Source organism: Pseudoalteromonas sp. 2CM28B, from assembly GCF_023161935.1.
Map to the genome: position 1 here is coordinate 13,671 of NZ_JALNTH010000002.1, position 12,450 is coordinate 26,120.

6 protein-coding genes are annotated in these 12,450 nt (G+C 42.7%); 4 read left to right on the forward strand and 2 right to left on the reverse strand.

Translation table 11 applies throughout. The features are described from left to right. Nucleotides 1-121 precede the first annotated feature (121 nt). From recC to recD, 3 genes are read left to right on the forward strand one after another with little or no spacing between them, the layout of a single operon-like run. Entirely contained in the window at nt 122-3,421 is a 3,300-nt protein-coding gene (gene recC, locus MTN96_RS02610; RefSeq protein WP_248530668.1) for an exodeoxyribonuclease V subunit gamma, read from the forward strand. Next, nucleotides 3,408-6,974 carry an exodeoxyribonuclease V subunit beta gene (recB, locus tag MTN96_RS02615; protein WP_248530669.1) on the forward strand — a complete coding sequence of 1,189 codons (3,567 nt, stop codon included), beginning with the start codon at nt 3,408-3,410 and terminating at the stop codon, nt 6,972-6,974. The genes recC and recB overlap by 14 nt, the downstream gene beginning before the upstream one ends. Then, complete coding sequence (recD, locus tag MTN96_RS02620; RefSeq protein WP_248530670.1) at nt 6,971-8,989, forward strand: exodeoxyribonuclease V subunit alpha; 2,019 nt, start codon at nt 6,971-6,973, stop codon at nt 8,987-8,989. The genes recB and recD overlap by 4 nt, the downstream gene beginning before the upstream one ends. 13 nt (nt 8,990-9,002) lie before the next feature. Here the strand turns inward: recD and MTN96_RS02625 are convergent, their stop codons facing one another. Both MTN96_RS02625 and MTN96_RS02630 read right to left on the reverse strand, forming a co-directional pair. Beyond that, nucleotides 9,003-9,635, reverse strand: a complete 633-nt coding sequence (locus MTN96_RS02625; RefSeq protein WP_248530671.1) for a trimeric intracellular cation channel family protein — start codon at nt 9,633-9,635, stop codon at nt 9,003-9,005. Nucleotides 9,636-9,765: 130 nt separating this feature from the next. Further along, nucleotides 9,766-11,055, reverse strand: coding sequence for an amidohydrolase (locus tag MTN96_RS02630; RefSeq protein ID WP_058154440.1), 1,290 nt, complete (start codon nt 11,053-11,055; stop codon nt 9,766-9,768). A 324-nt stretch (nt 11,056-11,379) separates the two neighbouring features. On the opposite strand from MTN96_RS02630, the gene MTN96_RS02635 reads away from it, so the two are divergent. Continuing rightward, on the forward strand, nt 11,380-12,438 hold the full coding sequence (locus tag MTN96_RS02635) for a hypothetical protein (RefSeq protein ID WP_058154441.1): 1,059 nt from the start codon (nt 11,380-11,382) through the stop codon (nt 12,436-12,438). Nucleotides 12,439-12,450 lie beyond the last annotated feature (12 nt).

Consider the following 12,450-nt stretch of genomic DNA (forward strand, 5'->3'; position numbering starts at 1 on the left):
TTAAAAGTTCATCTATCGGCGGGCTAACTTGCTGATTTATTAACGCCAATGTCTCCTTAGCGCTACCGCTTAAATTGAAAATATCTTACACTGGCTTTATCTCAATTAAGGCTGGTATCGTATGCTCAATATTATTCAATCAAACCGTATGGAAGCCCTGCAAGCGCAGTTTCATCAGCTATTAAAAATAAACCCATTGCAAAGCCCATTTGATAAAGAAGTGGTGTTAGTGCAATCGCCGGGTATGTCGCAGTGGCTAAAAATTGGTTTAAGTGAAAATTTAGGCGTGGCTGCGCAGGTAGACTTTCCGCTGCCGTCGAGCTTTATTTGGCAGTTGTACCAGCAACTATTGCCAAACGTGCCTAAAGAGTCGGCGTTTAATAAACCGAACCTTGCTTGGAAACTGTTTGCAATTTTACCTACTTGTATTGACGAGCCACTGTATTTACCCCTAAAAACCTATTTAGAGGGGGATATTGACGGCCAAAAAACCTTTGCCCTATGTGAAAAAATAGCCGATGTGTACGACCAATATTTAATGTATCGCCCCCATTGGATAGCCAAATGGGATACCGGCACCGATGAGCTTGATGATGTTGATATAACGATTGCTCCTTGGCAACCCGATTTGTGGCGCCGCCTTGTCAAATTAAGCAAACAGCTAGGGCAAAGCCAATTTCACCGCGCCAACATGCAAGGACAATTACTCAGCGCCCTTGAGAGTATGGATAGCAGCTTATTGCCAAAGCGTATTAGCCTATTTGGTATATCTGCTATTGCCAGCTCACAGCTTGACGTGTTTGAAGCCTTGAGTAAAAAAACTGAGGTGTTTTTATTCTTTTTTAACCCCAGCGAGCATTATTGGGGCGATATAATCGATGAAAAAACAGCGGCTAAAATAAACGCTAAATACGCCAAAATGCCGCTGGTGGAAGCGCAGCAAAAAAAGCAAACGAATCCTGATGAAGAATACTATTTTATTGGTAATCCGTTGTTGTCGTCGTGGGGTAAACTCGGCCGCGATTATTTTGAGCAACTGGTGCAGCTTGATGCCCGTTGGATTGATGGTTTTATTGATGCGTTTGACGATACCTTACTTGGGCAAGTGCAAAGCGAAATATACCAACTTGCCTTTAAAGGTGAATCGCTTACCGATAACAAAGAATGGTTTATAAACGATGAGGGTAAACTGCCCATAAGTGCACACGATACCAGCATTACGTTAAGTGACTGCCACACACCATTAAGGGAAGTCGAGCGCCTGCACGACTACTTACTCAATTTGTTTAATCAAAACCCAACGCTTACCCCCAAAGATATCATTGTGATGATGCCTGATGTAGGTACTTATAGCCCTTACATTGAGGCCGTTTTTGGTGGTGCGCAGGGCAGCCGATTTATACCATACGCCCTTGCCGATTTAGCCATAGAGCAAGAAAAACCAGTACTGAGCTCGTTTGCCAGTTTAGCTAATTTACCGTTTTCGCGCTTTGGCGTGTCGGATATTCTTGATTTATTACAGGTTACGCAAATTGCCGAAAAATTTGGCCTAGAGGCCCATGAATACGAGCAAATACATTATTGGCTTGAGCGAGTAGGGGTAAAGTGGGGTATAAACGCTGAGCATAAACAAAGCTTTGATTTACCCGCCATTGATTTAAATACCTGGCAACATGGCTTGAACCGTTTATTACTGGGGATTGCCATGCGCGACGAACAGTGCCCATTTAATGGTATTTACAGCGCCGATGAAGTAGAAGGTATGGCGCTTGATACTCTCAATAAGCTGGTGCATTTTATTGATGTGCTTCAAGACTTTAAAGCGAAACTCACCCCTGATGATACGCTTTCTAATAAAGCCCATATATTAAGTGAATTACTCAATGCCGTGTATGAGAGCGAAAGCGATGATAGCTGGGATTTATTACTGCTGCAAAAGGTGCTCGAAGACATTGCGAAGCACCACGACAACGGTGACTACAGTAAAGCCGTTTCGCAGCGCATAGTGAGCTATCTAATAAAACAAGGTATACAAGAAAAAGGTGTAGGTCAGCGCTTTTTAGTAGGACAAGTGAACTTTTGTACTCTCATGCCTATGCGCGCCGTCCCTTTTAAAGTGGTGTGTATGCTAGGCTTAAACGATGCCGATTACCCGCGCACGGTGCAGCCAATCGGATTTGATTTAGTGCCGTATTCTAAAAAGCAAAAAGGTGACCGTTCACGTAAACTCGATGACCGTTACCTCTTTTTAGAAGCGCTCTTAAGTGCTCGAGATAATTTATATATGAGCTACATTGGTCGCTCATGTTTTGACAACCAGCCGCGCATGCCATCAACGCTTGTCAGTGAGCTTTTAGAATACATAGGCCGCAGTTTTAAACTTAGCGAACCCAGTGATAAATCCTTGCCAGATTGCCTTATTAGCCAACAACATTTACAACCTTTTAATAGTCAGTATTATTTGCCAGCTAGCACTGAACAGGCGGGAGTAAATAATCACAGCTATAACCCAATTTGGCTGCCTAGCGAGGCTATTGAGCCAAAAGCAATCACTGCGCTTAATGTAACGCCCCCAGAGCTACTTGATCTTGATGTGTTTATTCGTAGTGTATGCCATGCCCAAGAGAGCTTTTATCAACAAAGTTTAGGGTTACGCTTGCCGCAATTTAACGATATAGCGAAAGACGAAGAACCGTTTAGCTTAGATGCGCTGCGCCGTTATTTTTACCTTGACGAAATACTTGAAGCAAACATTAACAATACGCCGCTCAGTACCGAGCAAATACTGCAGCGCGGTGAGTTGCCCCAAGCCAATGTAGGCAGCTTAATTTATGAGGGTATGCAGCACCGAGTTGATGCGCTTGCAGGGCAAGTAAAAGAGCAAATAAAAGCCGGTAAAAGCGAACCGATAGAAGTGTTACTTGCGCTTGAAAATACCACCATTGAAGGCTGGCTTAACCATGTGTATATGCAAAAACAAGTGTTTTACCGCAGTGCCAGTATTAAAGCCAAAGATTTAATAAAAGGCTTTCTTTATCACCTGGCAGCTCAAAGCATGCAACAAGAGGTTGAAACCTTATTACTGGGTTTAGATAAACAAATTAGCTTTGCCCCTATGAGTAAAGCCAATGCTGACTTGCTGCTTGCAGATTGGTTTGAACTATACAAAGCACTGCGAAATGCGCCGGTGGCGTTTTTTCCGGTGAGCGGTTATGAATACGTGAAAAGCGGTGGCGACATGGCAAAAGCTAACAGTAAATTTAGCCCACAGTATATTGGCCGAGGTGAAGGGGAGAATCCCTATATTCGTTTAACGGTGCAATCGCTCAATGATTGCCAAGAGGAGTTTATTAAGTGGAGCGAAAAATTACTCGCCCCGTTATTTGAGCATGCCAAGGAGAGTGACTATGCAAGCGCTTAACCCACTCACTATGCCTTTATCAGGCCAAAGTTTGATAGAAGCCAGTGCGGGTACAGGTAAAACCTACACGATCACGGGTTTGTATTTACGCTATTTATTAGGCATGCAAATACCCGGTGAGCTGAGTACGCCATTGAGTGTTGAGCAAATTTTGGTGGTTACCTTTACCGATGCTGCAACACAAGAAATTAAAGACCGGGTACGCAGCCGTATTATTGCCGCGCGCGATGCCTTATTGGGGCAACAGCCAAACGATGAATTAATAGAAGGTATAATAGCCGCAGTAGATGATAAACATCGTGCGTTTGACTTACTCGATGCAGCAGCTAAATCAATGGATGAGGCGGCTATTTTTACCATTCATGGTTTTTGTCAGCGGATGCTAAAACAACACGCGTTTGAGTCGGGGGTCGCGTTTAACTTAGAGTTTATTTTAGATGAGCGCGAGATACTGCTTGAGACCATAAAAGATTTTTGGCGCGCGTTTGTCTACCCGCTTAATAAGCAAAAAACAGATGCGATTTTAGAGGTGTTTGCCGCACCTGAATCATTATTTAGCCAAGTAAGCAGTATTTTAAATAAAGCTAACGCCGAAATAACGCCGCAAATAAATTTAGAGGATGTGTGGCAAGCGCGAGATGAATATTTAGAGCTTATACCCGCTTTTAAAAAAACGTGCCTAGAGCAAGAGTTTATTGGTGCTGTTAAAGCATCTGATTTAAGTGGCTCAAAAACACCCGGGCGAAAAGGCAGTTTAGCGGCGCTTGAAGCATTTTGCTTAGGCAATGATGACTTTTTTGAATTTGGTACTAACAAATATTCGTTTGAGGTTTGGAGCAGCGAGAATTTAAGTAATACCGCTAATTATAAAAAAAATGGCACATTACTGACTCATCCACTTATTAGCCAATTCGATGCCTTAGCCGCACTTAACAATACCATTAAACAAGGGCTAAAAATTGCGATAGTGCAATATGCGGCGAGCTGGGTAAAAGCGGCCATAGTTAAACGCAAACAAGAACAAAGCGTGATCACCCCTGATGACCTACTCACTAATTTACATACAGCCCTTAATAGTGAGCAGGGTGACGTATTGTCGCAAAAAATTGCGCAGTTATTTCCGGTGGCAATGATTGATGAGTTTCAAGACACCGACCCTATTCAGTACGGTATTTTTAGTAAAATTTATGCTCAAAGCAATACCACTTTAGCCATGATAGGCGATCCCAAACAAGCTATTTATGGCTTTAGGGGCGCAGATATATTTACCTACATTGGTGCCAAAGAGGCCGTAGAGCAGTCGCAACAATTTACATTGGGCACTAATTTTCGCTCCAGCAGTGATATCGTCAACAGCGTAAATAGCTTGTTTGGTAAATACGACAACAGCTTTATTTATAACGATGCCATTCCTTTTAATAAAGTGAAAGCCAAGGGTAAAAAAGCCGAAGATACATTTTTAATTGCTGGCAAGCCGGCCACCGCCTTTGAGTTTAATGTGTTTGTAGATGAAGCCGGCGATGAAAAAGGCAAACCGACCAGTAAAGGCTTAGGGCAAGCTCATTTAGCCACCCATTTTGCCAATAAAATTGTTACTTTACTTGAGCAGGCAAACCAAGGAATAGCCTGTATTGGCAGTACGCCGGTAAGCGCTGCTGATATTTGTATTTTGGTGCGCGACCGCGTTGAAGCGCAAATAATGAAGCAGGCCTTGAGCAAAGCCAATATTGCCAGCGTGTATTTGTCTCGTGATAGTGTATTTAGCCAAGAGCTAAGTCACCATTTACTCAACTTTTTAACCGCATTGCACGGCCAGTACGACGAGTCGCTTCTACGAGGTGTACTCGCAGGGCCATTATTCTGTTTAAGTTATAACGATATTTTTGCTTTGGCCGATGATGAAAATGCATGGCAAGAACACTTAAACTTTTTTGCTCAACTTAGTCATATTTGGCACAAGCAAGGGGCTATGGCCATGCTTGAACGCTTACTGAGTCATAATCAACTCAGTGCCAAATGGCAAGGCTTGGGCTATAACGTAGAACGTTGGCTTACCGACTTTAGACACCTTGGCGAAATACTGCAGCAAAAACAAATAGAGCTTGAAGGGACACTTCGTTTATTGCGTTGGTTTGCGCAAAAGGTGAGCCAACAAGATGGCGAAACTGTGCAAGTACGTTTAGAGAGCGACGCAAACTTGGTTAAAATTGTCACTATGCATGCCTCAAAGGGGCTTGAATATCCATTGGTATTTATGCCCTTTGCTAGTGGCTATCGTGAAACTAAAGACGCGCTTTATCACCATAACGGCAAGTTAATTTTTGATTTAAGTAAAGACGAAGACGCCTTGCAACAAGCAGAACAAGAGCGTCTAGCCGAAGATTTACGCCTATTGTATGTCGCATTGACCCGTGCAGTGCATTTTTGTGCCTTGGGTGTATATAACATCGGGCAAGGGCAAAGTAGCCGCTTAGCGATTCAAAGTAGTGCGCTTGGGCATGTGTTGTTCTCAGGGTTAGCGTTAACCAGTAGCCAAACATGGCGCACTCATTTAAGTGAGTTTTGTGATGCCAATGATTCGATGGAATATCTGCAATTTACCTCGGGTGAATTACTCGAGCAGGGCATACTTCGCTTTAATAATGAACACGTTGAAAAGCAGGCGCTGAGTATTAATACTGTAACCACGCAGATTGAACGCGATTGGCGGGCAACCAGTTTTAGTGCCTTGAGCTTTAAAAAGCATACTGACCAACTGGCACCTGGGCGCAGCGATGAAGATCATCAAAGAGATGAATTTGCAGTGCAACAAGATGAACTTCTCTCACCGTATAGTTTTCCAAAAGGTGCAAAACCAGGAAGTTGCTTACACGAAATATTCGAGCAACTTGATTTTATCAGCCCGATTGTTCACCCCTCAAATCCAGAGCAAAACTTATCGGCAGTAATTAAATGTGCCTTTGAAAAATACCATATTGATGAGCAATGGCAGCAAATTACCGAGCAATGGATACTCGATGCGCTTAATTGCCCGTTAAATAGTGAAAATAATTTAAGCTTGAGTCAATTATCACCGAGTGATTGTCTTGTTGAAATGGAGTTTAACTTACCGCTTGCTAGCCTAAGTGCGCCTAAACTCAACGAAATGCTGATTAAACACTTTGGTTTTAGCCAAAGCAAACTTGAATTTGCCCATGTAAAAGGCTTACTAAAAGGCTTTATAGATTTAATTTTTTGCTACCAAGGCAAGTATTATATTTTAGATTATAAATCGAATTATTTGGGCAGTACCCCCGCAGATTATGAGCCAGAGCAGCTTGAGCAAGCCATGACCAGCCACCAATATCATTTACAGTATTTAATTTATACCGTAGCGCTGCATCGATTACTTAAACAACGTATTCCTGACTATGCCATAGAGACGCATTTAGGCGGCGTGTATTATACCTTTTTACGCGGTATGCCAGCGGGTGAAGGGGTGTACTTTAAACAGTTAAGTACAGAGCAAGTTATTATTTTAGATGGTTTGTTTAGCCAAGGAGCGATGCTATGAGTGATTTAAACCAACAACCCGGTTTGTTTGATGACTTTGACGACGCGCTTGTTGATGAGTCGGCGCTACTCAATGAACAACTAGCGGACTCTGTTACTCAAACACCTAAAGTTGTGCCGCTGCTTAGCTATTTAACTGAGCAGCATCGCGTACGTGTTGTGGATGTAAAGCTGGCCGAATTACTCAGTGGTAACAATACTGAGCATGATTATGACGAATTATTTTATATTATTTTAATGCTGTGTTTATCACAGCAAAGCCAGCATAGTTGTTTAACTCTAACAGAGATTGATTGGGCTAATCCGTTTAATTTACGCCAAAGCGACTTTACTAAATTAGAAGGCACCGTACCTGACACTCTCACCCCATTTAGTGACGATTTTACGACTGAGGCAGCAATAAGTTACTTACACGCGCATCATAGTGTGGGGGATCACAAGCCGCTGCAATTGTTTAATCAGCGGTTGTATTTTTCGCGTTTAGCAGGGTATGAGCAAACTTTAGCGCAGCGATTACTGGCAATGAGTGAGCGACAACTCAATATTGATGATGCAGTACTTGCTCAGTTATTAACTCGCTACTTTCCTGATAATCCAACGCTTGATATTGATTGGCAAAAGGTCGCTTGTGCCATTGCTGCAACAAAGGGCTTTAGTGTGATCACAGGCGGGCCTGGCACAGGTAAAACCACCACGGTGACAAAGCTGTTAGCGATTTTACAATCGTTATATCAAGCGGCGCCATTGAGCATAAAATTAGTGGCACCGACCGGTAAAGCAGCGGCGCGACTAACCGAGTCAATTTTAGGGGCTAAAAATAAGCTCACAGAAATACCGGCTGATATTAATGCGTTGATCCCGCAAAGTGCGCAAACTATTCATCGTTTGTTAGGAGTTAAGCCATTTACCAATAAATTCAGGCACGATAAAAGCAATCCGTTGCATGTTGATGTATTGATTATTGATGAGGCCAGTATGGTCGATTTATCGCTCATGGCTAAATTAATTGAGGCCTTGCCAGCGCATGCCCGATTGATTTTACTCGGCGATAAAGACCAACTCGCCTCGGTTGATACTGGCAGTGTAATGAGTGATTTATGCCAAGGTTTAGTACTTGGGCAAACACCGCAGTATTCAAAAGCACGCTGTGAGCAATTAAATAAGGTGTGTTTTAATGGCGCAGCTAAACTTGGCGCGCAAAATCAGAGTGAGTTTAAACTGGCTGATTGCATTGCCTTTTTACAACATAGTTATCGCTTTGATGCCCAAAGTGGCATAGGCCAATTGGCTTTGGCTGTTAATACCAATGATCGGGGTATTTTAAATTATGTTGAACAACACAGTACGCAAGGGCATTTTAGCGATGTTATTTTAGACTACGATTTTGTCTCTACACCGATTGAAAAGCTTATAAACAGCGCAGCAAGTCATTACGGTGATTATTTAACACTGATTGCTCAAGGGGCTAGTGTTGCCAAAGTGCATGAGGCTTTTGCCCGCTATCAATTACTTGCCGCGGTGCGTGAAGGCGATTACGGCGTTAATAGTTTAAATCAACGTATTGAGCGGGTATTGCAACAGCAAGGGTTAATTAGCGTTAACCCTAATCAGCGGCATTACACGGGTATGCCTATTATGATTAGCCAAAACGATTATCAACTTAAACTTTTTAACGGCGATATAGGTATTTTAATGCCTGATGACAGTGGCCAACTCAAAGCACTGTTTATTGATGAGCAGGGTAATGAACGTGCATTTTCACCTGCACGACTCCCAGCGCACGATAAGGTGTATGTTATGACCATTCATAAATCGCAAGGCTCAGAGTTTAGTTACACTGCTATGGTATTGCCACCACTTAAGCAAGCGAGCGTCGGTATTAATCGGCAATTAGTGTATACCGGTATTACCCGCGCAAAGCAGACCTTTGAGCTGGTAGCAGATAAAAAAGTGCTGCAACTGGCGATGGGTAAAAGTGTGTCACGGGCATCAGGACTCTATGAGCGATTAGTGTAACGCAATGCTTATACTAATCGTTTATTTTTGGTGTTCTTTTTCTAAATAGATTGGGCTGCCAGCCAAAATGGAGCGCGCCCAATCTTAAAAAAACACTGACCAACAGCGAACCAAGAATGCACCATAAATAAGGGGTTTCTAATAAAAATAGCGCGGCATAGGTCAAGCCTCCTGCAAAACAGGCGGTGGAGTAGAGCTCTTCTCGCATCACCAACGGCACTTCTCGACAGATCACGTCGCGTATTAAGCCACCAAATATCCCCGTAGTCATGCCCATTGTAAGTGCAACCATCATGGTGGTGCCTTCAATTAATGCTTTTTCGATACCGACCACATTAAAGATAGCCATACCAATTGCATCAACCAACAACATGTAATAGTTAGACACATCGGGTAAGTGGCGAATAAACATAACAGTGACAAAAATAGCGCCATAGGTGACATATAAAAAATCGGGGTTGGCTATCCAAAAAACGGGTTGGTTAAGAAGTATGTCTCTGAGCGTGCCACCGCCAAGCGCAGTGACTGAGCCAACAACCACCACTCCAAATCCGCCAATATCTTTATCATGGCCTAATAACGCACCTGAAATTGCAAAAAAAGCCACACCAATTAGGCTTAAAAAATTAAAATATTCTGCTGTCATTAAGGTGTCCTTACCTGATTGAGAATTTATATAATTAAAGGTAAGCGAAAGGGGATTTATATTAGCTGAATAACACTCTCTAATAAAACAAGCACAAGGTTATTACCCCTGTGCTTGTTACGTTGAGTTGTTATTGTAAGTAGTCAACAACCAGTTGAGATAATGACTCTACGCCGAGTTGTAAGGCGCTTTCGTCAACATAAAACTGAGGTGAATGATTACTTGCTGCCGTTTTAGCGTTTTGATCTTTTGGAGTGACGCCTAAAAAGTAAAACAGCCCAGGGGTTTCAAGCGCATAGTAACTAAAGTCTTCTGCGCCGGTAATTAAATCGGTGGTAATAATATTGTCAGCACCAGCAATACGGGCAAGCGTTGGGGTCATTTTTTGGGTGAGTGCTACATTGTTTACTGTGACAGGGTAGCCGTGATCTATATGCACATCGGCTTTAGCACCAGCGGATTCGGCAACCAGCTCAGCGGTTTTAGCTAAACGTTTTTTAATATCGGCGCGCATAGTTTGATCAAAGGTTCTAATGGTACCAATCAGCTCTACATTATCAGGGATTATATTTGAGCGTATGCCGCCATTAATTGCGCCAAACGAAATGACTGAAGGTGCTTTAGTTACATCAACTTGGCGAGAGGCGATTGTTTGAGTTGCCATAATAATTTGTGATGAAGCAACAATTGGGTCTACGCCATTCCATGGACGTGAACCATGTGTTTGACGCCCCGTTACGTTAATTGTGAAAGAATCTTCACTGGCCATTAGTGGCCCTTCACGAAAGCCAATTTGCCCTGTATTGAGTGAGCTCGTGACATGTAAACCAAACACGGCCTCAGGCTTTTGCTTAAATAAGCCTTCTTTTAACATCAGCTCAGCGCCACCTTCTTCGCCCTCGGGGGCACCTTCTTCAGCCGGTTGAAATACAAACAGTACTTCGCCCGCTAACTGATCTTTTATTTTTACCAGTGACTCTGCCACGGCCATTAAAATAGCAACATGAGTGTCGTGCCCGCAGGCATGCATAACGCCTACTTCATTGCCACGATAGGTTGATGTTTGTTTAGAGGCAAAGGGTAAATCAACTTGTTCGGTAACCGGTAAAGCATCCATATCAGCACGCAATGCGATTAGAGGGCCTTTTTTACCGCCACTTAATTTAGCCACAACACCGGTATGCGCAACACCAGTTTGCACTTCAAGACCTAGTGATTTTAAATGTTGAGTAATGTACTTGGCGGTTTCAAATTCGCGATTACTCAGCTCTGGATATTGATGTAAGTGACGACGCCATGTAATGACTTTTTCACTCACACTTTGTGTTGCTTGTTCAAGTTGGGTGTTAACACTCGCGGCAAAACTAGGGGCGGAAATGGCGGTTAATAAAAAGCCACCACATATTATTTTTTTTATCATTATGATTCCTCGGTTGTTCGTATGTAACTAACTTACGCTATTACGCTGATAAAAAGTAGTGCAGTGCGATAGTTAACAAAAAAGCTCACGGTGTTTTCAATGGCGGTTTATAAAGCCCATAAACTGTTCCAAATAGCACAATAGTTTAGCGCTTTTGTCGTATTTTAACGCAGATATTTAGCCTTAACAGTGAAAATGATAACAAAATGTTGCATTTTTTAACTTTGTTCCCAATACTGGTCAATGCGTTGCTTTTACCATGCACCGACAACAGCGTGTAACAAGCTAAGCATAATAAAAATATTGAATCAGTTAAGGATTAATATGAACAACACACACATATTTAAACGCGTCTCTTTATTTGCAGCAGCATTAAGCCTGCTAATGAGTTTTTCTGCGCTCAGTAAAGAGTATAAGGTAATTTTAATTCATGGTTTGCAGGTATCACAACTTACCAATAGAGCAGCCAGTGATGTGGTAAACGATGGACAAAGCTATTGGCAGTCTTATTGGGTGAACCGCGCAGACGAGCGCATCGATTGGCCTGCATATGAACGAATAGAAGGAAAAATCACCACCGATTGGATATGGCCTAAACTACAGCAAATTTCTCGCTCAAATCTATGCGAGCCAGGCTGTGTATTTGTGACTCATTCAACCGGTGACTTAGTTGCCCGATATATTATAGATAACCAAGAAAACTGGCTTGCAAATGCCGGATTACAGCCGCTTAATATTATTGCCACCTTTGATTTAGCCGGTGCTGGTGGCGGCAGTGAATTGGCCGACTTAGCGGTGAGTACATTAACAGGCGCATCGTGGAATTTTGCTGTAGATGCCGCGCTAACGTGGTGGTTAGGCAGTGAAGTTAATGAGGCGGTAGGCGTATTGCACGATTTAAAAGTAAATAATGCACGCAGAATTGCGCCATTACCTGATGCACGCACACCTCGTTTACGTTTTGTAGCCGATGGTAATGCTTACTTAGGTTTAACGGCTGGATTTTTACGCGGTAATGACGACTCGGTGGTGGCTACTCACTCATCATGTGGTGCAAGCTCGGTAAACTCATTTGGTAGCTGTAGCACCAATATTGACACTAATGGGCGTTTAAAATCGCAAAGTGATGCTGTTAATAGTTTTATGCCATATCATTATCCATTAATGATGACTAACAGTTACAGTCATAATGAGATTCAACAAGCGCAGCGCCAAGGAAATGTAACGATTGCGATGAATAACATTACGGTAGCTGACGACACGCTAGGGTTTGAAACCGTAGATGAAACCACAGGTAGTTGGTTTTGGAAGAAACAATATCGTTATGTAAAAGACTCAGATAATTTGAGTGCATCGGCACTTATATATAATGTGATCCCGTGATATAAGCATACT

What these genes read in the sequence shown, in the direction of transcription:
- recC (WP_248530668.1), top strand. Translation starts at nt 122, where the DNA reads ATGCTCAATATTATTCAATCAAACCGTATGGAAGCCCTGCAAGCGCAG.
- recB (WP_248530669.1), top strand. Translation starts at nt 3,408, where the DNA reads ATGCAAGCGCTTAACCCACTCACTATGCCTTTATCAGGCCAAAGTTTG.
- recD (WP_248530670.1), top strand. Translation starts at nt 6,971, where the DNA reads ATGAGTGATTTAAACCAACAACCCGGTTTGTTTGATGACTTTGACGAC.
- MTN96_RS02625 (WP_248530671.1), bottom strand. Translation starts at nt 9,635, where the DNA reads ATGACAGCAGAATATTTTAATTTTTTAAGCCTAATTGGTGTGGCTTTT.
- MTN96_RS02630 (WP_058154440.1), bottom strand. Translation starts at nt 11,055, where the DNA reads ATGATAAAAAAAATAATATGTGGTGGCTTTTTATTAACCGCCATTTCC.
- MTN96_RS02635 (WP_058154441.1), top strand. Translation starts at nt 11,380, where the DNA reads ATGAACAACACACACATATTTAAACGCGTCTCTTTATTTGCAGCAGCA.